This is a genomic window from Jatrophihabitans telluris, from assembly GCF_023516435.1.
GTDB classification, from domain to species: Bacteria; Actinomycetota; Actinomycetes; order Mycobacteriales; family Jatrophihabitantaceae; genus Jatrophihabitans_A; species Jatrophihabitans_A telluris.
Window position 1 is genome coordinate 3,759,195 of sequence record NZ_CP097332.1, and the last position, 25,950, is coordinate 3,785,144.

Here is a 25,950-nt window from a genome sequence, read left to right on the forward strand (position 1 = left end):
CCCGTCGCACGGCCGGTAACCTGGCTCCGTTCGGACACGACGCAGCTCTGTCCGGCCAGCACCGTAGCCAGCGAGAGGAAGTGCTCAGTCATGGCCGATCCGTCCTTCGACGTCGTCTCCAAGATCGATCGTCAGGAAGCCGACAACGCTCTCAACCAGGCCGCGAAGGAGCTTTCCCAACGCTTCGACTTCCGAGGGACGAACGCCTCGGTCGACTGGTCCGGTGAACTCGGGGTCGTCATCCGGGCCGACACGGAGGAGCGGGCGACGGCAGCTCTGGAGGTGTTCAAGGAGAAGCTGATCAAGCGCGACATCTCCCTCAAGGCGCTCGACGCCGGCGAACCCAAAGCCTCGGGCAAGCAGTACGTGATCACGTCGACTCTGAAGCAGGGCATCGAGTCCGAGGTCGCCAAGAAGATCTCCAAGGCTGTGCGCGACGCCGGCCTCAAGGGTGTCCAGGCCCAGATCCAGGGCGACCAGCTCCGGGTCAGCGGCAAGAAGCGCGACGACCTGCAGGCTGTCATCGCGTTGCTCAAGGGCGAGGACTTCGGCGTCGCCCTGCAGTTCACCAACTACCGCTGAACGGAGCACGAATGAAAGGCGTCATCCTCGCAGGGGGCTCCGGCACCCGGCTGCACCCCATCACCCGCGCGGTGAGCAAGCAACTCCTGCCCGTCTACGACAAGCCGATGATCTACTACCCGCTGTCGGTGCTGATGCTCGCGGGAATCTCCGACATCCTGATCATCACGACGCCTCATGACCAGGAACAGTTCGTACGACTCCTGGGCGACGGCTCGGACTTCGGGATCGCGATCAGCTACGCGGTCCAGCCCGAGCCCAATGGCCTGGCGGAGGCATTCATCATCGGCAAGAACCACATCGGCGGTGACACCGCCGCCCTGGTCCTGGGCGACAACATCTTCTACGGTCACGCCCTCGGTGCCAGTCTCTCGGATGCCGCCGACCTGCAGAGCGGCTGCCGACTGTTCGGTTACCGCGTGCGCGACCCGGAGCGGTACGGAGTGGCCGAGGCCGACGCTGAGGGCAAGCTGCTCTCGATCGAGGAGAAGCCCACCGAGCCGAAGTCGGATCTGGCGGTCACCGGGCTGTACTTCTACGACCGGGACGTCTGCGACATCGCGGCCTCCCTCAAGCCATCGGCCCGAGGGGAACTGGAGATCACCGACCTCAACAACGTCTACGTCGAACGGGGCACGGCCGAACTGATCGACCTCGGCCGCGGGACCGCATGGCTGGACACCGGCACGCACGACTCGCTGCTGGAGGCCGGCCTCTTCGTCCAGGTTCTGGAACACCGGCAGGCCGTCCGGATCGCCTGTTTGGAGGAGATCGCCCTCAGCAAGGGCTGGATCACCCCGGAGCAGGCCCTCGCCCAGGGCCGCGCGCTGGCCAAGTCCGGGTACGGGCAGTACATCGTCGACGTCGCCACCCGAGCGCTCGCCCGCTCCTGAGCAGAAAAGAGAGGACACAGTCGTGGGCCAGCCCAGCAGTGGCGCGATCGACACCTTCCTGACCGCGAACGCAACCTACGTCGAAGGGTTTCCCGAACCCCACGACCGGGAGCCTGAACTCCACGTCGCCGTGCTGGCGTGCATGGATTCGCGACTGGCGCTGTTCGGGGCGCTGGGGTTGCGGATCGGCGATGCCCACCTGGTTCGCAACGCCGGAGGTATCGCCACCCCTGACACTCTGCGTTCGCTGGCGATCAGCCAGCGCAAGCTGAACACCCGCGAGGTCGCGGTGATCCAGCACACCGACTGCGGCATGCTCGATTTCGACGACGCGCGATTCCGAGCCGAGCTGGCCGCCGAATCTGGTCAGCAACCACCGTGGGACGTGCCCGGGTTCACCGATGTGGAGCAGAGCGTGCGCGATTCGGTGGCGGCCATCCGGTCATGCCCATGGCTCGTGCACCGCGATTCAGTGCGAGGCTTCGTGTTCGACGTCCGGACCGCCGAGATCACCGAGGTTCGCTGATCCGCGTCGAGACCCCCGGGCGGATGATCGGGCGGATGATCGGGCGGATGCTCGGACCGACGCTCGGGCGGATGCTGGCGCGGCCTTCGGGGCGCCGACGATCTGTTCGACGGGTGTCAGCCCGAACGACACCGGCAGACCGGCCGAGCGCCAGGCGTGCAGTCCACCGTCCAGATCGGTAGCGGGGATGCCCAGCGAGTTCAGCGCCGCGGCGGCCAGCGAGGAGGTGTATCCCTCCGAGCAGACCACGATCCACTGCTGCCCGGCCCTGGCCTGGGCGACGCGAGCGGGCGAGGACGGGTGCAGCCGCCATTCGAGATGATTGCGCTCGACGATCAGCGATCCAGGGATCTCGCCTTCGCGCCGGCGTTGCCAGGCCGGACGGATGTCAACCAGCAGGACCGCGTCAGGTCCGGCGACGGCCGCGGCCGCCTCCGCCGGCGCCAACCGCGTCAGCCCGGCCCGGGCGGCGGTGAGCAGGGCATCGACACTCTCGAACGTGACGGTGCCGGTCATGCCGCCGAACTCCCGCCCGTCCGCGGGCGATCCAGATCCACCGCGGGTTCGGGATCGCTGGTGGCCATCGTCGCCAGCCGGCTCAGGCCACCGTGGTCGTCGACGTCGTAGAAGTTCATGGTGTCCAGGGGCGGGGAGTAGGCGTGGACGCTCACTGCCGGGCCGTCACTGAGATTACGGACGTCGTGGACGTAGTGCTCGCCGAATCCGATCGCCGTCATGGCTGGGCGGACGTTTTCCAGCAGGGCGTCCTCGGCCGTGTGGTGCGGTCGGTACAGCGCCTCGCTGAGTTCGCCCGAGAGCACGGTGAAGGCTCCGGACGAACCGCCGTGATCGTGCAGTTGGGTGCCCTGACTGGGCAGCCAACTGATCAGCCAGATGTCCACGCGCGGGTCGCGGTAGAGCCGCTGATGCCAGCGGTCATCGGCGTCGTACTCGACATAGGGATAGCGACCGGCGGCGACCTCCGCGGCGACGAACCGCGTGAAGTCGACCAACTCGATCGGATTGAGGGAAGAAATGCGAGCGCGCGCTCGCCTGCGCGAGGTACTCAAGGTGGGCTCCGAACCATGGATGTGCTGGGCTGGGTGGCGCTCACGGCGAGCGAAACGCTCAGCCGGGAACGTGGTGACCCCGTGGGGTCAGCGCCAGCTACACATCTGGTCGAAGGACTGCGCGCGCCTTGTCGTCCAGAACGAAACCTGCCAGAACGGCGCAGCGGGGCCTACCTCGCCCGCGCCCGGCCGCATGTTCATGACAGCAGTATGGAGGCCTGGCACACAGAATGCAAATCTCTACTGTGCCTATAGGAATGAGTGGGCCGAGCGGTCAGCTGGCCCAGCGGAAGCTGGTCATCAAGCGTTCGAATCGCCGCATCAGCTCATCGTCGCAGTGCTCGCCACCGCTGAACTCGGCCAGCAGCGCGAGCCGGCTGTCCGGGGCGGGCACGACGTAGCGGGCGTGGCCGCCGGTGAAATCGACATCGACCAGTTCGGCCACCGGCGACCGGTCGTCGATCTCCACGGCGGTGACCGGCTCGTCCAGCAGACCGACGCTGAGAATGGCGCTCGCGGGCTCGAAGTCCTGATCGCCGATCACGACGGTGCTCAGCACGGCCACCACTGGGGCGCCGGCTATCTCCTCAGGCACGCTGCCGTCGTCGGGAGTAGCTACCAGCCATTCGCGGCAGTCGAGTTCGAAGGCGGGCAGTTCCATCGAGTGCAGGTCGCTGTCCATGTCCAAAACCCCTTTGCTGGTCACGAGCCGCACGCGGCAGAACCGGTGCAGGCTTGGTGCAGTGTGAGTGGACGCCGCGCCGGCCGGACTCGTTGTGTCCTCGGGCAAGCTGTCGCCGGTCCCCGTGCTTTTTTGGTGACCCGGTAAACACATACCCCGGCTACTCAGCTCTTAGACCTGAATCCGGAAAGTCACAGAGCAATCCCCGGCAAACCGGACAGGAAGCGCGACGAGCCGTCCGTGGGACGAGCGGCTGGCGGGTACGACCCGATCGACCGGCCCGTTCAGGCGGCGTTTCGAACTCGTTGCGCCCGGTGAGCGAGCCCACTCCGGCGCATCCGGAAACGGCCCGTAGGATTGTGGGTTGGCAGTACGCCGTCCCGCCCAAGACCTGTGGGCTGCCGGCACCCCAGTCGTCGTCATCTGGAGGCGGACCACCCGCATGTCCACAGAGGTAAAGCAGCTCGACCGTGTCGTGATCCGGATCGCGGGTGATTCCGGCGACGGGATGCAGCTGACCGGCGATCGGTTCACCCAGGAGACGGCTAACTTCGGCAACGACCTGTCCACCCAGCCGAATTTCCCGGCCGAGATCCGGGCGCCGGCCGGCACGCTCGCCGGAGTGTCGTCGTTCCAGCTGCACTTCGCCGACCACGACATTCTGACCCCCGGTGATCGACCGGACGTTCTCGTGGCGATGAACCCGGCGGCGCTGAAGGCCAACCTGGGTGACCTACCCAAGGGCGCCACGATCATCGTCGACACCCGTGACTTCACCGAACGCGCGCTGGCCCGCATCGGCTGGTCCTCGAATCCCATCACTGACGGGACGCTGGAGAACTTCACCGTCCACGCCCTGGACCTGACCCAGCTCACCCTGGATGCGCTGGCCGACAGCGGCCTGTCCCGCAAGGACGCCGGACGCTCGAAGAACATGTACGCGCTGGGTCTGCTGTCCTGGATGTATTCGCGTCCCACCGAGGGCACCCTGGCGTTCCTGCGGGAGAAGTTCGCGAAGAAGCCCGAGATCGCCGAAGCCAACATCACGGCGTTCAAGGCGGGGTGGAACTACGGCGAGACGACCGAGGCGTTCGGAGTCTCCTACGAGGTCAAACCCGCTCCGCTGCCCGCGGGCGAGTACCGCAACATCGCCGGAAACCTCGCGTTGGCCTACGGTCTGATCGCCGGCGCCCGGCGGGCGAGGCTGCCCCTGTACCTGGGGGCCTACCCGATCACGCCGGCCAGCGACATCCTGCACGAGCTGTCCAAGCACAAGCGCTTCGGCGTGACCACCTTCCAGGCCGAGGACGAGATCGCCGGCATCGGCGCCGCTCTCGGGGCGGCCTTCGGTGGCGCGCTCGGCGTGACGACCTCCTCCGGTCCCGGGATCGCCTTGAAGGCTGAGACCATCGGCCTCGCGGTCTCGCTGGAGCTGCCGCTGGTGATCGTCGACGTGCAGCGCGGTGGCCCCTCGACCGGGCTGCCGACCAAGACCGAGCAGTCCGACCTGCTGCAGGCGATGTACGGACGCAACGGTGAGGCGCCGGTGCCGATCATCGCGCCCCAGTCGCCCGGTGACTGCTTCGCCGCCGCGGTCGAGGCGATCCGGATCGCCACGGTCTACCGCACCCCGGTGTTCCTGCTGTCCGACGGTTACATCGCCAACGGCTCGGAACCGTGGCAGGTCCCCCAGTTCTCCGCCCTGCCCGATCTGACCGTGGACTTCGCCACCGAACCGAACGGTGACCCGGGCCCGGACGGAACTCCCGGCGAATTCCTGCCCTACCGCCGCGACCCGGCGACCCTCGCGCGTCCATGGGCGGTGCCCGGCACTCCTGGTCTGGAACACCGCATCGGCGGCATCGAGAAGGCCGACGAAACCGGCAACATCTCCTACGACCCGGACAACCACGACTTCATGGTCCGCACCCGGCAGGCCAAGATCGACGGCATCGTCGTCCCGGACCTGGCGGTGGACGACCCGTCCGGCGCGGCGCGGGTGCTGGTTCTCGGCTGGGGTTCGACCTACGGTCCGATCGGGGCCGCGGTACGCCGCGCGCGGCGGGCCGGCTACACCATCGCCCAGGCCCACCTGCGCCACCTCAACCCGTTCCCGGCCAACCTCGGTGAGGTCCTCAACCGCTACGACAAGGTCGTCATCCCCGAGATGAACCTGGGCCAGCTCGCCCAGCTGATCCGGGCCAGGTACCTGACCGACGTCATCTCGTTGACCCAGGTGCGCGGCATGCCGTTCCGCGCCGCGGACCTGGCCGAGATGCTGCAGGGAGTGCTGAGCAGCAATGCTGACTGAGGCTCGCAGCCAGGCCCGAGCGAGGACCGCGGGGAAGTCGCTGACCCGTTGCGTGAGTCCGGAAGGAAGTGACGACCAGTGACCAGTGATCTGGGCCTGAAGGCCAAGGATTTCAAGACCGACCAGGAAGTGCGCTGGTGCCCCGGCTGTGGCGACTACGCCATCCTGGCCGCCGTACAGGGGTTCATGCCCGAACTCGGCATCCCGCGCGAGAACATCGTGTTCCTGTCAGGCATCGGTTGCTCCAGCCGCTTCCCGTACTACATGAACACCTACGGGATGCACTCGATCCACGGCCGCGCCCCGGCGATCGCGACCGGGTTGTCCACGTCCCGACCCGATTTGAAGGTGTTCGTCATCACCGGAGACGGTGACGCCCTCTCCATCGGCGGCAACCACCTGATCCACGCCCTGCGCCGCAACGTCAACCTGACCATCCTGCTGTTCAACAACCGGATCTACGGGCTGACCAAGGGCCAGTACTCCCCGACCAGCGAGCAGGGCAAGATCACCAAATCGACCCCGATGGGCTCGCTGGACAACCCGTTCAACCCGGTCTCCTTGGCGCTCGGGGCCGAGGCGACCTTCGTCGGCCGCACCCTGGACTCCGACCGCAAGCACCTCACCTCGGTGCTCCGGGCCGCCGCCGCGCATCCGGGCACCTCGCTCGTCGAGATCTACCAGAACTGCAACATCTTCAACGACGGCGCCTTCGACCTGCTCAAGGACGCCGGTACCAAGGGCGATTGGATCATCCCGCTCGAACACGGCCAGCCGATCCGCTTCGGTGCCTCCACCGAGGACGGCGCCACCAAGGCCGTGATCCGCGACCCGGGGACCGGCTCACTGTCGGTCGCCGACAACGTTGCCGCCGACGACCCACGAGTCGTCATCCACGATGCCCACAACGAGGACCCGTCCTACGCCTTCGCCATCAGCCGGCTCTCGCAGCTCGACACCCGGCTGTCTCCGATGGGCGTGTTCCGCGACGTGACCAGGCCCAGCTACGACGAATTGCTCAACCTGCAGCTCGACACCGCCAAGCAGACCGCTGGACCGGACGGCACTTCAGACGACGCGGTGCAGGCCCTGCTCCGCGGCCAGGATGCATGGACGATTTGATCGCGAACCGCCCGAACACCCGCACCGCCCGTGGCTGAACCCACGGTCACCGACCTCGCAATCGCGCCTGAGACGGCCGCCGAGCGGCACCGCGACGGCCTCACCTATGGCGTTGCGGCCTATCTGCTGTGGGGACTCTTCCCGCTGTACTGGCCGCTGCTCAAGCCTGCCGGCGCGCTGGAGATCCTCGCGCAGCGGATGGTCTGGTCCCTGGTCTTCGTCGCCGTCCTGATCCTGGTTCGGCACCGAGTGGCAGCGGTCCGTGCGGCCCTGGCCCAGCCCGGTGTGGTCTGGCGGCTGGCCGTCGGTGCACTGTTCGTCTCGGTGAACTGGGGCGTCTACATCTGGGGCGTCAATCACGGTCACGTCGTCGAGACCAGCTTGGGCTATTTCATCAACCCGCTGCTGACCATCCTGCTCGGCGTAATCGTGCTGAAGGAAACCCTGCGTCCGATGCAGTGGTGCGCGGTGGGCGTGGCCAGTGCCGCCATCGTCGTGCTCACCATCGACTTCGGCCGGCTGCCCTGGATCGCCTTGGTGCTCGCCTTCTCGTTCGCCAGCTACGGCTTCGTCAAGAGCCGCACCGGTGTCGGAGCGATCGAGTCGCTGGCCATCGAGACGGGGGTTCTGTTCGTTCCCGCGGTGATCACCCTGTCGGTGATCGGGACGACCTCGCAGCTGCAGTTCGGCCACCACGGCGTGGTGAACACCCTGCTCCTCATGGGCACCGGCGTGGTGACCGCCGTCCCGCTGTTGCTGTTCGCCGCCGGGGCACGCCGGCTGCCGCTGTCCGTGCTGGGTCTCCTGCAGTACCTGGCGCCGGTGCTGCAGCTGGCTGTCGGTGTGGGTATCCGCCACGAGCCGCTGCCACCGGCTCGGCTGGCCGGATTCGCCCTCGTCTGGCTGGCATTGATCATGCTGACGGTCGATGCGTTGCGGGCTTCCCGCCGGACGCCGGCCGCCTAGCTCGCGAGGTGTCGGCCGACGAAACTCAGCTGGGCCTGAGCCTGGCTACGCCAGAAGCCGGCGTCGTGACCACCGGGTTCGATACCGCCGGCCGGTGTCGGATCGAGTGCGGCGCGAAGGTCCCGGGTGATGGGGGCGAACCCGTCCCGGTCGCCGCAATCGATCCGCAGCGCGATTCCGGACAACAGGTTCAGTCGGCCGAAGATCGCATGACGGTCGAAGTCGGCGACATCGTCGAACGCTCCGGCCGCGCTCTGGGAGCCTGATCGCCAGAGCGCCGGGCTCTCGGCCGCCGCTGCCGCCACCCGGCCCGCGCCCAGCCGCCCGGCGAGGTACAGCGCCTCGTAGCCGCCCATCGACCAGCCGAGAAACGCGATACGTGAGGTGTCCAGACCCTGCCCGGCCAGCAACGGCAGGAACTCGTTGAGCACCATCGCCGCCGGATCGGAGTCCTGTCGCGGATGCCAGTACCCGTGATCGCCGCCGTCGACGGAGGCGATCGCGAACGGCGGGTGACCGGCGCTGCTGAGCGCGGCCAGGTAGCGATCCAGGTGCAGGCTGCCGTCGAAGCTGTCCCGGTGAGTGCCTCCGCGCCCGTGCAGTGCGATGAGCGGATGCAGCCGCCCTGCGTGAGTTCCGGGCGGGAAGGCCAGCGACCATCCAGTCACGACTCCGCCCCGGGCGGCTGAGGTGAAGTGACCGCTGATCACCCGCCCGGGCCTCGCCGTGGGAACGCCCGGGGGCGGCGGGTGGACGAGCCGTTCCCAGCGGTCATGTCCGGGCAGCAATCCTTCGGCGACACCAGCGAGGCCGAGGCCGGCCGCGGAAGCGACGCCCGCGAGGACACCTACGGTCGTCAGGAACCGGCGGCGGGAAGGAGACGAGGAGGGATCGGCAAAACGCCGGTCAGGCGGACGCACGCGTCCGGCCGCGGCGGGTACCGGCGACGATCAGAGCCAGGCCGAGGAACAGCACGCCGGTTCCCAGCAGGGCACCGGTTGCGCCGAGTGGGCTGGCCGCAGCGATCTGCAGGATCTGCGGCTCGGCGACGAACGCCGTACGCGGCTTCGCCGTGACGGCAGGCGGCGCGGAACTCGACGGCCCCGGCCGGGTCGTGGCGGCGGCCTGCCGCTGATTGCCGGCGACCTGGTCGGCCAGCGAAGGCGAAGCGGCGTGGGCGGTCCCGCTGTCGGTCGTCTTGACCGCTGCGGTGGTGATGAGGACGGGCTTGTTGGTGGCAGTCTTCGTCGCGGCCTTGGCCGGCGCCTTGGCCGGCTGCTTGCCGCTCGACGGCTTGGTCCCGGGCGTGGTTGCCGACTTGGGCGTGCCCGCCTTCCCCGCGCCGGACGAACCGCTGGAGGAACTACTGCTGGTACTGGTGGACGTCGATGACGAACCGGCCGACGCCGAGCTGGACGAGTGCGATGACGACGATGCCGACGATCCGTTGGAGTGCTCGTTCGTGACCAGCGTCTTCACCACTGTGCCGACCCCGGTGACCGCGGCCGTGACGCCCTGCACCGGCTTGGCCGTATGGCGCGAGTGCAGTGACTTGCCGTCCGAAGATGCCGTGCTCGTGGCGTAGGAGACGACTGAGGCCTCGGAGTCTTCGCCGTGCGAGGTCGACCGCCCTCGCCCGTCCCGGGGCCCGTGCTTGCTCTTCTTGCGGTCCTTGGACGAGCCGGACTCCGACGAGCCGTACTTCGACGAGCCGTACTTCGACGAGCCGTACTTCGACGAGCCGGACTCGGTGCCGGAGTAGCTGTAGGCGCTGGTCTCGGTAGCGGACTTGCCGTGTGAACCGTGGCAGGTGACGTGCGCTGCTGAGGCGGACGCGGGTTGGGCGCCGAGCATGAGCCCGCCGGCAACGAGGATGCCGAACGCACCTACTGCGGCACGCCGACGAGCGGCGGTCGCGAGCAAGCGGTTTGTGGCTGGCAATGGTCCCCCAAGAAACGGAAACGCGGACACTCGTACGTATCGGCACTGATGTCGGTGAAACGACCCCCGACGCCCGGCCCGATCTGGATCTATACCCAGTCGAGACCGATTCCCAACACCAGTCCCACAACTGTACCTGTTCTGTGCCTGTTAAATCTAGTCCAGAAACGGACAAATCCGCCGCCAGTCGGCGCGAACTCGGATTCAGCGGATGAAGACCGGCCCGACGGGGATCACGCCGGGGATGAAGCACCCGCGGTTCGCTCGGCTCGGGCCGCCTCGCGCGCACGCATCCTGTCCCGCTGTTCGACGAACCGCTCGGCCTGGGCGTCCAGACCGGCCATGAACTGGGCCAGGTCCTCACGGGCCTGCTCACCGGCGGGGCCCAGATCGGTGCGCTCGAAAACCTTCCAGAACTTCAGAATTGGTTGCACGACCGCATCGTGGTGGAGGCGAAGGTCATAGATGCCGGCCTTGGCGATCGTCACCGAGTTCCGGGTGAAATCGCTCATGCCGACGCCGGGCATCTGAAAGCCCACGACCTCGTCCCGGATAGCGGCCATCGTTTCGTCCGGCGCCCGATCGAAGGCGGCGGCGACGAGGTTTCGGTAAAAGATCATGTGCAGGTTCTCGTCCAGGGAGATCCGCTGCAGCAACTGTTCAGCCACCGGACATCCAGTTGCCGCGCCGGTGTTGCGGTGCGAGACGCGGGTCGCCAGTTCCTGGAAGGAGACGTAGGCCACGGCCTGAAGCGCGGTCTTGTCACCGGAGTCGTAGCCGGCCGTCATGTGTTCCATGCGCAGTTGCTCGAGCTTGACCGGGTCGACGCCCCGGGTGACCACGAGATAGTCGCGCAGGGCGATCCCGTGCCGCCCTTCTTCGGCGGTCCAGCGGCCCACCCATTCACCCCAGGCGCCGTCCCGCGAGAAACGGGTCGCGATCTCGCGGTGATACGACGGCAGGTTGTCCTCCGTCAGCAGGTTGACGACCATCGCGGTCTTGGCCACCGGGTCCAGTGGGGAATCCTCGGGCACCCAGTCCTCGCCGCCGAGGAACGCGAAGTCACGGCCCTTGCTCCACGGGACGTAGTCGTGCGGCATCCAGTCCTTGGTGACCTTCAGATGGCGCTCGAGGTTCTCCTCCACGACAGGTTCCAGCTCGAAGAGCAGGCGAGTCTGGACGCCCTCGGGACCTGATGGGATACGGCTGCCGGTCACGGTCATGAACTCACTCCGAACGCTGGACTAAGAAAGCTACGCTTCCGTAGGTTACGCCTGCGGACCGTTACGGACGAATGACCCGCAGTAGGAACACCCTGAGCGTACGACCACTTCGTGCGGAATAGGTGGCATACGCCGGCCAGATCTCCAGGACCCGAGGCCACACCTGATCCCGCTCCGTTCCTTCGGCCAACCGCGCCTGTACGACCTGCTCCCGTCCCCGCAGTTCGACCGTGGCGCGTGGCTGCGCGAGCAGGTTCGCCGACCAGGCCGGATGGTGGGGCTGGCCCCAGTTCGAGGCCACGACAACGTAGTCGTCGGGCTCCGCGGCGACGGCGTACAGCAGGGCCACGGTGCGCCGTCGTCCCGTCGAACGCCCGGTTGTGGTCAGCAGCAGCTCAGGCAGCACGTCGGCGCCGAGGATGCTGAGCCGGCCGCGGCTTCGTCGCTGCACAGCGCGGTCGATCGGCACCATCGCTCGCCCGAAACGCGCGAACCAGCGATAGTGGCCGAGGCGACGCAGCGCAGCGCGGTAACGGTCCGCGGCGATGCCGCTGATCCGGGTGCTCCGACTGGGCGTCATCTCAGCTCAGCCCGTGCGGGAGACCACCAGGTCGGCCAGCGCATCGAGAGCCGTCCGGGCCGAGACGTCCGGTAGATCAGCCAACGCGGCGCGCGCGGCTTCGGCGTATTCCAGGGTGGTGGCCCGCGCCTGGACGAGCGCGGAGGACGCCCGCAGCAGACCGAGCGCCTCTGCGTGCTCGGCGTCGTCGGTCAGCGGCTTGCTCACCAGGGCTCGCAGGCGCGCACCGTTCGGGTCGGTGTCCTGCAGCGCGTAGAGCACCGGCAGGGTCGGAACTCCCTCCCGCAGGTCCGTTCCGGGGGTCTTGCCGGACTGAACGGAGTCCGAGTCGATGTCGAGGATGTCGTCGGAGATCTGGAACGCCACCCCGATCTGCTCGCCGTACACGCGCAACGCCTCGATCTGGTGGTCCTCCAGACCGGCGAAGCGGGCGCCGAACTCCGCGGAGGTCGCGATCAGCGAACCGGTCTTCTCCGACAGCACCGCCAGGTAGTGATCGATCGGGTCGATGCCCGGTTTCGGGCCGACCGTCTCGCGGATCTGACCGGTCACCAGCCGTTCGAAGCACCGCGCCTGGATCCGGACGGCTTCCGGGCCCAGGTCGGCGAGGATGTCCGAGGCGCGGGCGAAGAGGAAATCACCGGTCAGGATGGCGACCGAGTTCCCCCAGCGCGAGTTCGCCGAAACCACCCCACGCCGCACAGACGCCTCGTCCATCACGTCGTCGTGATACAGCGTGGCCAGGTGCGTGAGCTCGCAGACCACGGCCGACAGGGTCACTTCCTCCGTGTGCGGCTCGCCGAAGTGGGCCGCGAGCAGCGTCACCAACGGACGGAACCGCTTACCGCCGGCGTCGACGAGATGCTTGGCCGCCGTGGCGATGAACTCGTCCTCCGAGGACACCGCGGCCAGCAGGGCCTTCTCGACCGCGCCCAGCCCGTCCCGGACCGACGCCTCCAGCACCGAGTCGGCGAATTCGATCCCGACCGCGTTGGGGGCCTGAGTTCCAGTCACCGGCGAAGCTTAGCCGCGAATCTTCGCGGCGTTGTTCGCGAGGTCGAGCAGCGGCTGCGGGAACACACCCAGCACGACCGTCGCGATGGTGCCGACGGCGATCGACAGGTACGAGAAGATCGAGGGGATGGTGACGGTCGGCCCGTCCTCGGCCGGTTCGGCGAAGTACATCATCACCACGATGCGCAGATAGAAGAACGCGGCCACGGCCGAGCCGACGAGCGCGACCACGACGAGCGGAGCGGCCGTGTGGAACGCGGCGCGGAAGACGACGAATTTACCGATGAACCCGCTGGTCAGCGGGATGCCGGCGAAACCGAGCAGCAGGAAGGTGAAGGTCGCTGCGAACAACGGCGAGCGCTTGGCCAGCCCCGACCACTGCGACAGGTGGGTCGCCTCACCGTTGGAGTCGCGCACCAGCGTCACCAGCCCGAAGGCCGCCACCGTCGTCAGGCCGTAACTGGCCAGGTAGAACAGCACCGACGACAAGGCGTCCTTGCCGTTGGACTGCACGGCCACCAGCGGGACCAGGATGAATCCGGCGTGGGCGATGGAGGAATAGGCCAGCACGCGCTTGACGTCGGTCTGCGTGAGACCCAGGACCGCCCCGACCACGACCGACGCGATCGCGACCGCCCAGATGATGGGGCGCCAGTTCCAGCTGCTGACCGAGAAGCCCACGTACAGCACGCGAATGATCGCGCCGAACGCGGCGATCTTCGTGCACGAGGCCATGAACGCGGTCACCGGCGTCGGCGAGCCCTGATAGACGTCGGGTGTCCAGGAGTGGAAGGGCGCGATGCCCGCCTTGAACAACAGTCCCACGATCAGCATGCCGAAACCGAGGTAGAGCAGAACGTCCGACTGTGACGACGTGCTCTGGGCCAGCAGCACACCAGAGAGGTTGACCGTGTTGGCGTAGCCGTAGATGAGCGCGATGCCGTACAGGAAGAACGCCGAGGCGAAGGCGCCGAGCAGGAAGTACTTGATCGCCGCTTCCTGGCTGAGCAGCCGCCGGCGACGGGACAGCCCCGCCATCAGGTACAACGGCAGCGAGAAGACCTCGAGCGCCACGAACATCAACAGCAGGTTGTTGGCAGCGGGGAAGATCAGCATGCCGCCGACCGCGAAGAGGGTCAGCGGGAAGATCTCGGTCTGGACGCGTTCGCTGGTTGCCAGGCGCCGGTCCGCCGCCGATCCCACGACGACCGCGGCCGAGGCGACGATGGCGCTGCCGGACTCCACACTTCGTTCGGCCAGCAACAGCACCGACAGCAGACCGAGCACAAGGATCGTGCCTTGGATGAACAGTGCGGTCGAGTCGATGGTCAGAGCGTTTCCAGCTGTGACCACCGAGTGCCCGCGGATCGCGACCACGTCGATGAACGCGGCGGCGAGCGCGAGCGCGGTCAGGCCGACCTGGGTGTAGAACCGCTGGGCCTGCGGAACGATCGCCTCGACGAGGACTCCCGCGCACGCGGCGGCCAGGACGATCAGGATCGGCGCGATGGCCGCATAGCTGATCGACGGCGCCGTGAACGGGCTGTCGGTGGAGGTGGCTGTTCCGGCGGCGAGAACCGAAACCGTGCTCAGCGCGCTCACTTGTGTCCTCCGGACTGGGCCGCGTTCTGCGGTGTGGGATCGGTCGCCCCGACGTCGTGCATGGTCGCCTTGATCGCCGGATTGATGATGTCGATAACTGGCTTCGGATACACGCCGAGCACCAGGATCAGCGCGACCAACGGGCCGACGGCCAGCAACTCCCGAGCGTTGAGATCGCGGAAATGACCAGCGGCCTTCGCCGCGGCGACCTTCGGGTTCAGGCCGCCCTGCATCGTGCGTTGGTAGAGCAACAGGACGTACAGCGCGGCCAGGATGATGCCGGTGGTGGCCAGGATCGCCAGCGCCTTGTGCCGCGTGAACGAGCCCACCAGCGTGAGGAACTCCGAGATGAAGGTGCTCATGCCCGGCAACGCCAGCGAGGCCAGGCCGGCGAGCAGGAAGACGCCGCCGAGCCGTGGGGTGACGGCCGCCGCGCCACCGTAGTCGGAGATCTGGCGGGACTTACCCCGCGCGATCAGGAACCCGACCACGATGAACAGCAGCCCGGTCGACAGGCCGTGGTTGACCATGTACAGCACCGCGCCGGTTCCGCCCTGGGTGGTGAAGGCGAAAATGCCCAGGCCGATGAAGCCGAAGTGAGCCACCGAGGTGTAGGCGACCAGCCGCTTCATGTCCCGCTGGCCCATCGCCAGGAACGCCGCGTACAAGACGCCGATGACCGACAGGATGATGATCGCCTTGGCGAAGTAACGCGAGGCCTCGGGGAACAGCGGCAGGCAGTAGCGCAGGAATCCGAACGTGCCCACCTTGTCGAGCACACCGACCAGCAGGGCCGCGCCCCCAGCCGGCGCCTCGGCGCCCGCGTCGGGCAGCCAGGTGTGGAACGGAACCAGCGGCGCCTTGATCGCGAAGGCGATGAAGAAGCCCAGGAACAGCCACTTCTGCGTCGCCCCGGTCGGAACATGGCCGACGAGATCGGTGAAGGCGAAGCTCGAGGTCCCGGCGCTGATGTAGAGCCCGATGACCGCGGCCAGCATCAGCAGTCCACCGAGCAGCGAGTACAGGAAGAACTTCACCGCCGCGTATTGCCGGCGCGGGCCGCCGAAGCTGCCGATGATGAAGTACATCGGGACCAGCATGGCCTCGAAGAAAACGTAGAACAGGAACACGTCGGTCGCGGCGAAGACGCCGACCATGAAGACTTCCAGCAGCAGGAGCAGCGCGAAGTACGTCGTGACCGACCGTCGGGTCGCGACCGTGCCGTCAGCCCGTCCCGGCTCCTCCGAATCCTCGAGGGAGTCGAAGGTGTTCCACGACGCCAGGATCACGCAGGGTACGAGCAACGTCGACATCACGATGAGCACCAGGGCGATGCCGTCGACGCCGAAGGCGAAATGCACGCCGAACGAGCGGATCCACATCCAGGAACCGCTGTACTGGAACCGGTCGCCCTTGGTGTCGAAGCCCGCCCCGAGCACGACCGCGAAGACGAACGTGATGACCGAGACGGCCAGCGCGATCTGCTTGGCCGTGCGCTCGCTGCCTGCGGGCAGGGCGAAGAGGACGAGACTGCCCAGCAGCGGGATCAGCAACAGGATGAGCAGGGATACGTTGTGCATGTGGGTCACGCGAACCTCACCGCGAGCAGGACAGCGAGCACCGCGGCGGTGCCAGCAAGCATGGACAGTGCGTAGGAGCGGACGAACCCGGTCTGGATCCTTCTGAGCCGGCCGGAGCCGCCGCCGAAGCCGGCCGCGATCGAGTTCACCGCGCCGTCGACACCCTTGTTGTCGAAGAACACCAGGCCTCGGACCAGCCACTGTCCAGGACGCATCAGAACGCTCTCGTTGAACGCGTCTGCGTAGAGATTCCGGCGCGCGGCCACGGTGACGAGGTTTCCCGCCGGCTGCGTGGCCGGGACGGGGTTACGGCCGAAGACCAGCCATGCACCGGCGACTCCACCGGTCACGACCACGAGGGTGAGCGCGAGCAGCGCGGTGGGGCTGATCGTGTGTACGCCGGCTTCCTCCGGCTTGCCGAGCACCGGCTCGAGCCAGTTCTGCAACCCGCCCCCGAAGGTGAGGGCACCGCCGCCGACGAGGGCGAGCACGGCCAACACGATCATCGGCGCCGTCATGGTGCGCGGGGCTTCGTGAGGGTGCACGTCGTCCTCCCACCGCCGCTGGCCGTGGAAGGTCATGAGCAGAGCGCGGGTCATGTAGAACGCGGTCAGGCCGGCGCCGAGCAGAGCCGCCAGGCCGAGTACCCAACCAGATGTGCCGCCCTTGTCGAACGCGGACTCGATGATCTTGTCCTTGGTGAAGTACCCGGTGGCGAAGGGGAATCCGATGATGGCGAGGTATCCGCAGACGAACACCCCGTAGGTGATCGGCATGACCCGGGCCAGACCGCCGAAGCGGCGCATGTCGATCCGGTCGTTCATCGCGTGCATGACCGAGCCGGCCGACAGGAAGAGCGCGGCCTTGAAGAAGCCGTGGCCGACCAGGTGCAGGATGCCGATGGCGTAGACGCCCTTGCCGAGGCCGACCGCCAGGAACATGTAACCGATCTGGCTGACCGTTGAGTAGGCCAGCACCTTCTTCAGGTCGTCCTGGCCGAATGCGCACACGCAGCCGTAGAGCAGCGTGATCGCGCCGACGATGGTGACCACCGTGCGACCGGCGCCGGTGAGGTTGAAGATCGGCGCGGACCGTGCGATCAGGTAGACCCCCGCCGTGACCATGGTCGCCGCGTGGATGAGCGCCGAGACCGGCGTCGGACCCTCCATCGCGTCAGGCAGCCACGTCTGCAGCGGGAACTGGCCGGACTTGCCGCAGGCGCCGAGCAACAGCATCAGCGCGATCGCCGTCACGACTCCGTGGCTGAGACCACCCGCGCCGGCGAACACGCCCTGGAAGGACGTCGTTCCCAGGTAGGCGAACATCAGCATGATCGCGATCGACAGTCCGACGTCACCGACGCGGTTGGCGATGAAGGCCTTCTTCGCCGCGGTGGCCGCGGAGTCCCGCGTGTAGTAGTAGGAGATCAGCAAGTACGAGGCCAGGCCGACGCCCTCCCAGCCGACGTACAACGTCAGGTAGCTGTCGGAGAGCACCAGCAAGAGCATCGCGGCCACGAACAGGTTGAGGTAACCGAAGAAGCGCCGGCGCCCGGCGTCGTGGGCCATGTAGCCGATCGAGTAGATGTGGATCAACGACCCGACACCGGTGATCAGCAACACGAAGGTCAGCGACAGCGGATCGAGCAGGAAACCCACGTCGACGTTGAAGCCACCGACCGGCACCCAACTGAACAGGTGCAGGTCGCGAACGCGGCCTTGGCCCGCCTCCCCCTTGATCGAGAAGAACAGCAGGACGGCGTAGACGAACAACCCCACCGGGACGAGAGCGCCCAGCAGATGCCCCCACTTGTCGGCGCGTTTACCCAGTAACAGCAACAGGGCCGATGACAGCGCCGGCAGCGCCACCAACAGCCATGCGGCCGACTGGATTCCGTGTGCAGCGTTCACGCTCGGTTGCCCCTCAGTACTTCAGGAGGTTCGCGTCGTCGACCGAAGCCGAACGCCGCGTGCGGAAGATGGACATGATGATGGCCAGGCCGACCACAACCTCGGCGGCGGCCACGACCATCACGAAGAACGCCATGATCTGACCGTCGAGGGTGCCGTTGATCCGAGAGAACGTCACCAGGGTCAGGTTCACGGCGTTGAGCATCAGCTCGACACACATGAACACGACGATTGCGTTGCGGCGAACCAGGACGCCGACGGCGCCGATCGAGAACAACGCTGCGCTGAGCACCAGGTAGTAGGTGGGGGTCATCGGTCCAGCTCCCTCGCTGAGCTGGGAGACCCGGCTCCGACGTTGACCGTGGTGGCGTTGCCGAGCAGCGACTCCGTGGCGATCGAGCCGTCCGGCAGCAGTGCCGGGGTTCCGACGGCGTTGCCGGATGAGAGCACGCCCGGACCGGGCAACGGCTGCGGCCGACCGGAGCGGATGCGCTCACGCGCCAGGGACTTCTGCGTCGGCCGGGGACCTTCGCGCTCGATGTGCGCCAAGATCATCGCCCCGACGGCAGCCACGATCAGCAGGGCGGAGGTCAACTCGAAGGCGAACAGATAATCGCTGAACAGCTTGTGCGCGATGTTGTTGACGTTGCCGGCGTTGTTGGCGCCGCCGTTGGCCGCGACCAGGTTCTTCGGCGGCTTGTCGGTGAACGCGCGCCCGAGCGTGACGGCCACCAGCAACGCGAAGGCCAAGCCGGACAGCAGGGCCGCAACGCGCTGGCCGCGCAACGTCTCCACGAGCGAATCGGAAGAATCGCGGCCGATGAGCATCAGCACGAAGAGGAACAGAATCATGATCGCGCCGGTGTAGACGATGATCTGGACGAGACCCAGGAACGGACCCTGTTCGATCACGTAGAACAGGCCGAGGCACATCATCGTCGCGACCAGGGAAAGCGCGGAGTGCACCGCGTTGCGGGCGATCACCATGCCGATCGCTCCGGCCAGGGCGACCGGGGCCAGAATCCAGAACGACAGGGCCTCGCCGGTGGAGACATCGGCACCGGCCGCCAGGACGACGGTGTTAAGCATGGTGGCCCCCGACCTCGATCGCGTTGCCGACGATCGGCTTGCCGGCGATGTTGGCCTCGCTCTGCGGAGCACCCTTCGTCGGCTGAGGCGTGTAGTAAGCCGATTCGTCCTCACCGAGGCGCATCGGGTGCGGCGGGGCTTCCATTCCGGGCAGCAACGGAGCCATCAACTGCTCCTTGGTGTAGATGAGGTCCTGGCGGTTGTCCAAGGCGAGTTCGAACTCGTTGCTCATCGTGAGCGAGCGGGTCGGGCAGGCCTCGATGCACAGTCCGCAGAAGATACAGCGCAGGTAGTTGATCTGATAAACCTTGCCGTAGCGCTCCCCCGGCGAGAACCGTGCCTCGTCGGTGTTGTCGCCGCCCTCGACGTAGATCGCGTCGGCCGGACAGGCCCAGGCACAGAGCTCGCAGCCGACGCACTTCTCCAGCCCGTCGGGGTGCCGGTTCAGCACGTGGCGACCGTGGTAGCGCGGAGCCGTCGGGAAGACCTCGAACGGATACTGCTGCGTGTACACCTTCTTGAACATCGTCGTGAAGGTGACGCCGAAGCCGGAGGCGAAGCCGCCGATCGTGATGGCCCCGGAGTTGAACTCGTCCTCCTCCAGGCGCTTGATGGGAAGGTCCACCTGCGGCGGCCGGCCGGTGACCGTGGGTACCGCGTTCTCGGTGACGGTCGGAACCGCCGCTCCGGTCGGCAGGGCGGCATCGACCGCAGGCTGGTCCGCGGCCCGATGTGCGGGCCGGTCGGGTACGGGCGTGTCAGCCATGGGGCTGTCCTCCGTCGGTAGTGCGGTGGGCAGATCCGGATTCGATCACCGGGACGCCGGCGGATGCGCCGACCAGCCGCGGTGACGGCGGCACGACCAGGTTGAGCGGAGGGATCGGGAAGGTGATCCCGCGCGCCACCTCCTCCTCCTCGGCCGCGGCCTCATCGGCGTCCAGGCGCTGCTGCCGACGGACGTCGGCCCAGGTGTAGATGATGAGCGCGATGATCACGGGGATCAGCACGATGGCCACGATCTTGAGCACCGTCCCGGTGTCGTTGCCCCAGCGATCGCGCAGCGTCCGCACCGTCGTGATGGCCAGGATCCAGACCAGGTTGATCGGGATGAGGACCTTCCAGCCGAAGTGCATGAACTGGTCGTAGCGCAACCGCGGAAGCGTTCCGCGGAGCCAGACGAAGAAGAAGATGAACAGGACGACCTTGACGGTGAACCAGACGAACGGCCACCACCCGGAGTTGGCGCCGCCCCAGAGCGAGACCAGGCCGAACGGGGCGTGCCAACCGCCCAGGAACAGTGTGGTCGCCAGCGCGGACACGGTGACCATGTTGATGTATTCGGCCAGGAAGAACAGGGCGAACTTCATCGACGAGTACTCGGTGTGGAACCCGCCGACCAGCTCGGACTCGGCCTCGGGAAGGTCGAACGGTGCCCGGTTGGTCTCGCCGACCATCGCGATCACGTAGATGACGAAGGAGATGAACAGCGGCAGACCGTTCCAGAGATGGTTCTGCGCGCTGACAATGCCCGAGGTGGACATGGTTCCCGCGAACAGGAACACCGCGACCATCGACAGACCCATCGCGACCTCGTAGGAGATCATCTGCGCGGCCGAGCGCAGGCCGCCCAGCAGGGGATAGGTCGAGCCCGAGGCCCAGCCCGAGAGCACGATCCCGTAGACGCCCAGGGATGAGCAGGCGAAGATCACCAGCACGCCGACCGGAAGATCGGTCAGCTGCAGCATCGTGTGGTGATGGAAGATCGACACCTCGGGGCCGAACGGGATCACCGAGAAGGCGAGGAAAGCGGGAACGCAAGAGAGCACCGGAGCGATCCAGTACACGGGTTTGTCCGCCAGCAGCGGAATGATCTCTTCCTTGAAGGCCAGCTTCACGCCGTCGGCCAACGACTGCAGGATGCCCCAAGGGCCGGTGCGGTTCGGTCCGATGCGGTTCTGCATCCGGCCGACGACCTTGCGCTCGAAGACGATCGAGAACAGCGTCATGACCACGAGGAAGACGAAGACGCCGAGAACCTTGATCAGGATCAGCCAGATGGCGTCGTGGCCGAAGCCGGCCAGGGTAGGAATCGTGTCGCTGCTCGCCGCCCGCACGCTGGTCATCAGGCTTCTCCTCCGGAGACGGTGACGCTCACTCGGGCTCCGTGCACGGCACCCAGCAGAGCCCGTACCGAACCGTCACGATGGTTGGACGGCAGCCAGACCACGCCGTCGACGGCGCTTGAATCGATCATCAAGGGCGCCACCACGCTGCGGCCGGGTCCGGCGGAGATCGCCACCAACGTGCCCTCCTCCGCAGCCAGGCCCGCGGCCGTCGCCCCGGACACCACCGCACGCAACGGCTTGGCCGTGCCGGCCAGGTTCTCATCACCGTCGGACATCGCACCGGCGTCGAGCAGCTCGTGCCAGGTCGCCAGCAGCAGTTCTCCCGCACCGGGCTCGGCCGGCGAAGGCATCGAGACCGGAGCGTGCGCCAGCCGGGCCGCGGTGACGGCGAGGGCGTCCAGTTCGAGCCGCGCGGCCTCGACCGTCGGCAGCCCGAGGTTGACGTCCAACTCGTCGGCGATCGCGTTCAGCACCCGGCCGTCGGACATCTGCCCGCTGTTGGTCAGGGTCAGATCGAACGGACGTCGGCGGCCTTCCCAGGTGACGTAGCGACCTGCCTTCTCGGCCGGGGCGGCCACGGGCAGGACGACGTCGGCAAAGGCGGTCACAGCGCTGCGGCGCACCTCCAGGCTCAGGACGAACCCGACGGCGGACAGGGCAGCCTCAGCGGCCGCACTGTCCGGCAGGTCGGACAGCTCGACGCCGCCCACCACCAACGCGGCCAGCGGGTTGTCCTCGGCCAGCACGGCCGCCAGGATGCCGCTCAGATCGCGGCCGGCCGTGGCCGGGATGCTCGCGTCCCACACCCGCTCGACTTCGACCCGGGCCTCGTCATCGGTCACCGGACGTCCACCCGGCAGCAGGGTCGGGACCGCGCCGGCGTCGAGCGCGCCGCGGTCACCGGCCCGCCGGGGAACCCAAGCGACGCGGGCGCCGGTTCGCTCGGCCAGGGCCAGTACCTCGGTGAGTGCGCCGGCGACGCTGGCCATCCGCTCCCCGACCAGGATCAGGCCGCCGGCGGTCAGACCATCCGCCAGCGACACGTCCAGGTTCCGTAGCGCGGCCGGCTCGTTGCCCGGAGTCGTGGGGATCAGGTTTCCGTCGAGCTTCGTCAAGCCGCGCGAAGCGACGGCGGCGATCGAGGAGACCTTCGTACGACCGGCCCGGGCGCCCTTCCGCAGCCGCAGGAACACGATCGGAGACTCTTCCTCCGGCTCCAGGCCGACCAGCAGCACGGTTCCGGGAGCTTCCAGGTCGGCGTAGCTGACGCCGCCGTTGGCGGGGCTCACGCCGACGACCGCGGAGGCCAGGAACGACAGCTCCTCGGTCGAATGGGGACGAGCCCGGAAGTCGATGTCATTGGTGTCCAGCACCAGCCGGGCGAACTTGGCGTAGGCGTAGGCGTCCTCTTCGGTGAGGCGTCCGCCGGGCAGCACCCCGACACCACCGCCGGCCTTGGCCTGGGCCAGTCCCCGGGCAGCGACCTCCAGCGCCTCGGGCCAGGACGCCTCGACCAGCACGCCGGATTCATCGCGCACGAGCGGGGTGAGGATGCGGTCGGACTGGGTGGCGTAGTGGAACGCCCACCGACCCTTGTCGCAGTTCCATTCCTCGTTCACCGCGGCGTCTTCGCCGGCCAGGCGGCGGGTCACCTTGCCGCGACGCCAGTCGGTGCGCTGGGCACAGCCCGACGAGCAGTGCTCACACACGCTCGGGGTGGACATGAGATCGAACGGCCTGGCCCGGAACCGGTAACTGGCCCCGGTGAGCGCGCCCACCGGACAGATCTGCACCGTGTTGCCGGAGAAGTAGGACTGGAAGGGTGTGTCGGACGACGTCCCGATCTGCTGCTGGGCGCCGCGTTCGAGCAGGTCGATGAAGGGGTCACCGGCGATCTGCTCGGAGAAACGGGTGCAGCGCTGGCACAGCACGCACCGCTCGCGGTCGAGCAGCACCTGGCTGGACACCGCGATCGGCTTCGGGAAGGTCCGCTTGTGGTCGTGGAACCGGGACTCGGCGCGGCCGTTGGACATCGCCTGGTTCTGCAGCGGGCACTCCCCGCCCTTGTCGCAGACCGGGCAATCGAGGGGGTGATTGATGAGCAGCAGCTCCATCACACCCTGCTGCGCCTTGTCGGCCACGGGCGAGGAAAGCTGGGTCTTGATCACCATGCCGGGCATGACGGTGGTGGTGCAGGACGCCGCCGGCTTGGGCATTCCGCGGCCGTTGCCCATGTCGGTCACCTCGACCAGGCACTGTCGACAGGCGCCGGCCGGGTCCAACAGAGGGTGGTCGCAGAAGCGGGGGATCTGGATGCCGAGTTGTTCGGCGGCCCGGATCAGGAGCGTGCCCTTGGGAACCGAGATCTCGATGCCGTCGATGGTGACGGTGATCAGATCCTCCGCCTGCTCGGTTCGGGGCTTGTCTGGTGCAACGGTCATTACGCAGTCGCTCCGGTCAGTGCGGGGGCCGCCGTGTGCTGGTTGATCAACTGTTCGTACTCGGCTCTGAAGTACTTCAGCGAGGACGAGATGGAGCTGGTGGCGCCGTCGCCGAGCGCGCAGAACGAACGGCCCAGGATGTTGTCACAGATGTCGAGCAAGGTGTCGAGATCCTCCCGCGTGCCCTCGCCGTGCCAGATTCGTTCGAGGATCTGGGCGGTCCAGTAATTTCCTTCGCGGCACGGCGTGCACTTGCCACAGGACTCGTGCTCGTAGAACTCGGTCCACTTCAGGACCGCCTGCACGATCGAGTCGTCCTCGTCGAAGATCATCACCGCGGACGTGCCGTTCATCGAACCGGCCTTGGCGACCGCGTCGAAGTCCAGCGGCACGTCGAGGTGCTCGTCGGTGAAGATCGGGGTCGACGAGCCACCCGGCGTCCAGAACTTCAACGCCTTGCCGCGGCTCATCCCTCCGGCCAGGTCCAGGAGTTCCCGCAGCGTGGTGCCCATCGGCGCCTCGTACTGCCCGGGGTTCTTCACTCGTCCCGACAGCGAATAGATCGACGTCCCGGGCGAGCCTTCAGGCCCCATCTCCTTGTGCCAGGCGGCTCCGCCCAGCACGATGTACGGGACGCTGGCCAGGGTGCCGACGTTGTTGACCACAGTGGGTGCGTCGTAGAGGCCGTTGGTCGCCGGGAACGGTGGCTTGAGTCGCGGCTGGCCACGCTTGCCTTCGAGCGAGTCGAGCAGGGCCGTCTCCTCGCCGCAGATGTACGCACCGGCGCCACCGTGAACCGTGATGTCGAAACGCTGACCCGAGCCCAGGACGTCGTCGCCGAGGTACCCCTTGGCGTAGGCCTCGTTGACGGCGGTGGTTACCCGGCGGATCGCGTGCACCGCCTCGCCTCGGATGTAGACGAACGCGTGATTGGCACGCACCGCGTAGCAGGCGATGATGATGCCTTCGATCATCGAATGCGGATCGTTCATCATCAGCGGCAGATCCCGGCAGGTGCCGGGTTCGCCCTCGTCGGCGTTGACAACGACGTAATGAGGCTTGCCGTCGTTCTGCGGGATGAACTGCCACTTCATGCCGGTCGGGAAACCCGCACCGCCACGGCCGCGCAGGTTCGACTCCTTGACCAGCGCGATGATCTCATCGGGCTGCATCGCAAAGGCCTTCTTCATGCCTTCGTAGCCGTCGAGGGCGAGGTAGTTCTCGATCAGCCATGGCGCGTTGGTACCAAAGCGCTTGGTCAGTACCGGGGTCAGCGGCATCGTTACTCACCCTTCCCGAAAAGCTCGCCCTGGCCGGCTCCGTCGGCGCCGCCGGAGGAACCGGCGTTGCCCTGCGGCGCGGCGGAATTGTCCTTGTCACTCTGAGCTGTTTCCAACGGGGCGTCGTGCGCGCTCGTGGGCTGCGAGGCCCCCGTGTTGTCGGCTGCGCTGTGCTCGGCAGCCTTGGCGCCGTCGGCTGATTCGGTGGTGTCGGCGTGCCGGCTGGCCGCCGAGGCCGACTGGTCCCCGTGCGGAAAGGCCGGCGCGGACTGGCCGGTGTCCGCCGCGAGCTTCACACCCACCAGCGTCTGCGGACCGGCCGCGGGCGCGTTCAACGCATCGGGACGGGTATCGACGAAACCGGCGATCTGGCGAGAGATCTCCTTGAACGAGCACAACGACGCGCCCCGGGTCGGCAGCGGTCGCCGGCCGCCCTGCAGGTCCGTCACCAGGTCCACCGCCGATTCGGCGCTCTGATTGTCGAAGAACTCGTAGTTGACGGTCACGACCGGCGCGAAGTCACAGGCGGCGAGGCACTCCGCGTGCTCCAGGGTGATCGAACCAGTTGATCCGGGCTCGCCGGCCGTTTCGTTCATGCCGACGCCGAGCAGTTCGGACAGGGTCTTGTAGATCTCGTCCCCGCCGAGCATGCCGCACAGGGTGTTGGTGCAGACACTGACCAGGTACTCACCGGTCGGCTTGCGCTTGTACATCGTGTAAAACGTCGCGACCGCGGCGACCTGGGCCTTGGTGATGTCGAGGACGTCGGCACAGAAGGCGATCCCGTCCGCGGAGACGTAGCCCTGCTCGGACTGCACGAGGTGCAGCATCGGCAGTAGCGCCGAGCGGGACTGGCCGGCCGGATAGCGGGCGATGATCGCCGCTGCGTCGGCACGGACGCCGGCAGCGAAGACGTCCGGATTCCCCGGACGTTCGATGTCGATCAGGCTCAGACGAGTGTTAGCCATGTGGCGTCAGCTTTCTCGGACGTGGCGTCAGCAAGGTCGAACAG

Annotated in this window: 23 protein-coding genes and 1 pseudogene; 6 read left to right on the plus strand and 18 right to left on the minus strand. The window is 67.3% G+C overall.

Annotation, left to right across the window (positions count from 1 at the left end):
• Positions 1-90 precede the first annotated feature (90 nt).
• From M6D93_RS17365 to M6D93_RS17375, 3 genes are read left to right on the plus strand one after another with little or no spacing between them, the layout of a single operon-like run.
• Positions 91-582, plus strand: coding sequence for a YajQ family cyclic di-GMP-binding protein (locus M6D93_RS17365; protein ID WP_249771161.1), 492 nt, complete (start codon positions 91-93; stop codon positions 580-582).
• An 11-nt stretch (positions 583-593) separates the two neighbouring features.
• Positions 594-1,475, plus strand: a complete 882-nt coding sequence (gene rfbA, locus M6D93_RS17370; protein WP_249771163.1) for a glucose-1-phosphate thymidylyltransferase RfbA — start codon at positions 594-596, stop codon at positions 1,473-1,475.
• A gap of 22 nt (positions 1,476-1,497) precedes the next feature.
• Complete coding sequence (locus M6D93_RS17375) at positions 1,498-2,001, plus strand: beta-class carbonic anhydrase (RefSeq protein ID WP_249771165.1); 504 nt, start codon at positions 1,498-1,500, stop codon at positions 1,999-2,001.
• A 120-nt stretch (positions 2,002-2,121) separates the two neighbouring features.
• Here M6D93_RS17375 and M6D93_RS17380 read toward each other — a convergent pair.
• From M6D93_RS17380 to M6D93_RS17390, 3 genes and pseudogenes are all read right to left on the minus strand, one after another.
• A pseudogene (locus M6D93_RS17380) lies at positions 2,122-2,517 on the minus strand (rhodanese-like domain-containing protein); the annotation flags it as partial.
• Entirely contained in the window at positions 2,514-3,071 is a 558-nt protein-coding gene (locus M6D93_RS17385) for a cysteine dioxygenase (RefSeq protein ID WP_249771169.1), read from the minus strand. The pseudogene M6D93_RS17380 and the gene M6D93_RS17385, both read right to left, overlap by 4 nt.
• Positions 3,072-3,345: 274 nt before the next feature.
• Complete coding sequence (locus tag M6D93_RS17390) at positions 3,346-3,753, minus strand: hypothetical protein (protein ID WP_249771171.1); 408 nt, start codon at positions 3,751-3,753, stop codon at positions 3,346-3,348.
• A gap of 442 nt (positions 3,754-4,195) precedes the next feature.
• Between M6D93_RS17390 and M6D93_RS17395 the strand changes: the two genes are divergently transcribed.
• From M6D93_RS17395 to rarD, 3 genes are all read left to right on the plus strand, one after another.
• Positions 4,196-6,064: a 2-oxoacid:acceptor oxidoreductase subunit alpha gene (locus M6D93_RS17395; RefSeq protein WP_249771173.1), complete on the plus strand. Its 1,869-nt coding sequence runs from the start codon at positions 4,196-4,198 to the stop codon at positions 6,062-6,064.
• A 78-nt stretch (positions 6,065-6,142) separates the two neighbouring features.
• Positions 6,143-7,186, plus strand: coding sequence for a 2-oxoacid:ferredoxin oxidoreductase subunit beta (locus tag M6D93_RS17400; protein ID WP_249771175.1), 1,044 nt, complete (start codon positions 6,143-6,145; stop codon positions 7,184-7,186).
• A 30-nt stretch (positions 7,187-7,216) separates the two neighbouring features.
• On the plus strand, positions 7,217-8,152 hold the full coding sequence (rarD, locus tag M6D93_RS17405) for an EamA family transporter RarD (protein ID WP_249771177.1): 936 nt from the start codon (positions 7,217-7,219) through the stop codon (positions 8,150-8,152).
• Here rarD and M6D93_RS17410 read toward each other — a convergent pair.
• From M6D93_RS17410 to nuoE, 15 genes are all read right to left on the minus strand, one after another.
• Complete coding sequence (locus M6D93_RS17410) at positions 8,149-8,862, minus strand: esterase family protein (RefSeq protein ID WP_249771179.1); 714 nt, start codon at positions 8,860-8,862, stop codon at positions 8,149-8,151. The genes rarD and M6D93_RS17410 overlap by 4 nt on opposite strands.
• Positions 8,863-9,058: 196 nt before the next feature.
• On the minus strand, positions 9,059-10,075 hold the full coding sequence (locus M6D93_RS17415) for a hypothetical protein (protein ID WP_249771181.1): 1,017 nt from the start codon (positions 10,073-10,075) through the stop codon (positions 9,059-9,061).
• Between the two features lie 251 nt (positions 10,076-10,326).
• On the minus strand, positions 10,327-11,316 hold the full coding sequence (locus M6D93_RS17420) for an acyl-ACP desaturase (protein ID WP_249771183.1): 990 nt from the start codon (positions 11,314-11,316) through the stop codon (positions 10,327-10,329).
• Between the two features lie 61 nt (positions 11,317-11,377).
• On the minus strand, positions 11,378-11,788 hold the full coding sequence (locus tag M6D93_RS17425; protein WP_347343694.1) for a nitroreductase family deazaflavin-dependent oxidoreductase: 411 nt from the start codon (positions 11,786-11,788) through the stop codon (positions 11,378-11,380).
• Between the two features lie 114 nt (positions 11,789-11,902).
• On the minus strand, positions 11,903-12,910 hold the full coding sequence (locus M6D93_RS17430; RefSeq protein WP_249771187.1) for a polyprenyl synthetase family protein: 1,008 nt from the start codon (positions 12,908-12,910) through the stop codon (positions 11,903-11,905).
• 9 nt (positions 12,911-12,919) lie between these two features.
• Positions 12,920-14,503, minus strand: coding sequence for an NADH-quinone oxidoreductase subunit NuoN (gene nuoN / locus M6D93_RS17435; protein ID WP_347343695.1), 1,584 nt, complete (start codon positions 14,501-14,503; stop codon positions 12,920-12,922).
• A 5-nt stretch (positions 14,504-14,508) separates the two neighbouring features.
• A complete protein-coding gene (locus tag M6D93_RS17440; protein WP_249774227.1) occupies positions 14,509-16,092 on the minus strand; it encodes an NADH-quinone oxidoreductase subunit M in 1,584 nt (527 codons plus the stop codon).
• Between the two features lie 5 nt (positions 16,093-16,097).
• On the minus strand, positions 16,098-18,002 hold the full coding sequence (gene nuoL / locus M6D93_RS17445; RefSeq protein ID WP_249771191.1) for an NADH-quinone oxidoreductase subunit L: 1,905 nt from the start codon (positions 18,000-18,002) through the stop codon (positions 16,098-16,100).
• A 13-nt stretch (positions 18,003-18,015) separates the two neighbouring features.
• Positions 18,016-18,315: an NADH-quinone oxidoreductase subunit NuoK gene (gene nuoK, locus M6D93_RS17450; RefSeq protein ID WP_022914642.1), complete on the minus strand. Its 300-nt coding sequence runs from the start codon at positions 18,313-18,315 to the stop codon at positions 18,016-18,018.
• Positions 18,312-19,091: an NADH-quinone oxidoreductase subunit J gene (locus M6D93_RS17455; RefSeq protein WP_249771192.1), complete on the minus strand. Its 780-nt coding sequence runs from the start codon at positions 19,089-19,091 to the stop codon at positions 18,312-18,314. The genes nuoK and M6D93_RS17455 overlap by 4 nt, the downstream gene beginning before the upstream one ends.
• The gene (gene nuoI, locus M6D93_RS17460) at positions 19,084-19,617 is read right to left on the minus strand and encodes an NADH-quinone oxidoreductase subunit NuoI (RefSeq protein WP_347343696.1); all 534 of its coding nucleotides are present in this window, start codon (positions 19,615-19,617) and stop codon (positions 19,084-19,086) included. Before nuoI ends, M6D93_RS17455 begins: the two co-directional genes overlap by 8 nt.
• A 232-nt stretch (positions 19,618-19,849) precedes the next feature.
• Entirely contained in the window at positions 19,850-21,214 is a 1,365-nt protein-coding gene (nuoH, locus tag M6D93_RS17465) for an NADH-quinone oxidoreductase subunit NuoH (protein ID WP_249771196.1), read from the minus strand.
• Positions 21,214-23,658, minus strand: a complete 2,445-nt coding sequence (locus tag M6D93_RS17470; protein WP_249771198.1) for an NADH-quinone oxidoreductase subunit G — start codon at positions 23,656-23,658, stop codon at positions 21,214-21,216. Before M6D93_RS17470 ends, nuoH begins: the two co-directional genes overlap by 1 nt.
• Positions 23,658-24,938 (minus strand): NADH-quinone oxidoreductase subunit NuoF, encoded by a 1,281-nt coding sequence (gene nuoF, locus M6D93_RS17475; protein WP_249771200.1) that lies wholly within the window; start codon positions 24,936-24,938, stop codon positions 23,658-23,660. The genes M6D93_RS17470 and nuoF overlap by 1 nt, the downstream gene beginning before the upstream one ends.
• Before the next feature lie 2 nt (positions 24,939-24,940).
• Positions 24,941-25,906: an NADH-quinone oxidoreductase subunit NuoE gene (gene nuoE / locus M6D93_RS17480; protein ID WP_249771202.1), complete on the minus strand. Its 966-nt coding sequence runs from the start codon at positions 25,904-25,906 to the stop codon at positions 24,941-24,943.
• Positions 25,907-25,950: the final 44 nt, after the last annotated feature.

Coding starts and splice junctions, on each gene's coding strand:
- M6D93_RS17390 (WP_249771171.1), bottom strand. CDS start 3,753: ATGGACAGCGACCTGCACTCGATGGAACTGCCCGCCTTCGAACTCGAC.
- nuoH (WP_249771196.1), bottom strand. CDS start 21,214: ATGACCAGCGTGCGGGCGGCGAGCAGCGACACGATTCCTACCCTGGCC.
- M6D93_RS17470 (WP_249771198.1), bottom strand. CDS start 23,658: ATGACCGTTGCACCAGACAAGCCCCGAACCGAGCAGGCGGAGGATCTG.
- nuoI (WP_347343696.1), bottom strand. CDS start 19,617: ATGTTCAAGAAGGTGTACACGCAGCAGTATCCGTTCGAGGTCTTCCCG.
- rfbA (WP_249771163.1), top strand. CDS start 594: ATGAAAGGCGTCATCCTCGCAGGGGGCTCCGGCACCCGGCTGCACCCC.
- M6D93_RS17420 (WP_249771183.1), bottom strand. CDS start 11,316: ATGACCGTGACCGGCAGCCGTATCCCATCAGGTCCCGAGGGCGTCCAG.
- nuoE (WP_249771202.1), bottom strand. CDS start 25,906: ATGGCTAACACTCGTCTGAGCCTGATCGACATCGAACGTCCGGGGAAT.
- M6D93_RS17455 (WP_249771192.1), bottom strand. CDS start 19,091: ATGCTTAACACCGTCGTCCTGGCGGCCGGTGCCGATGTCTCCACCGGC.
- M6D93_RS17365 (WP_249771161.1), top strand. CDS start 91: ATGGCCGATCCGTCCTTCGACGTCGTCTCCAAGATCGATCGTCAGGAA.
- M6D93_RS17440 (WP_249774227.1), bottom strand. CDS start 16,092: ATGCACAACGTATCCCTGCTCATCCTGTTGCTGATCCCGCTGCTGGGC.
- nuoF (WP_249771200.1), bottom strand. CDS start 24,938: ATGCCGCTGACCCCGGTACTGACCAAGCGCTTTGGTACCAACGCGCCA.
- nuoK (WP_022914642.1), bottom strand. CDS start 18,315: ATGACCCCCACCTACTACCTGGTGCTCAGCGCAGCGTTGTTCTCGATC.
- M6D93_RS17395 (WP_249771173.1), top strand. CDS start 4,196: ATGTCCACAGAGGTAAAGCAGCTCGACCGTGTCGTGATCCGGATCGCG.
- M6D93_RS17425 (WP_347343694.1), bottom strand. CDS start 11,788: ATGGTGCCGATCGACCGCGCTGTGCAGCGACGAAGCCGCGGCCGGCTC.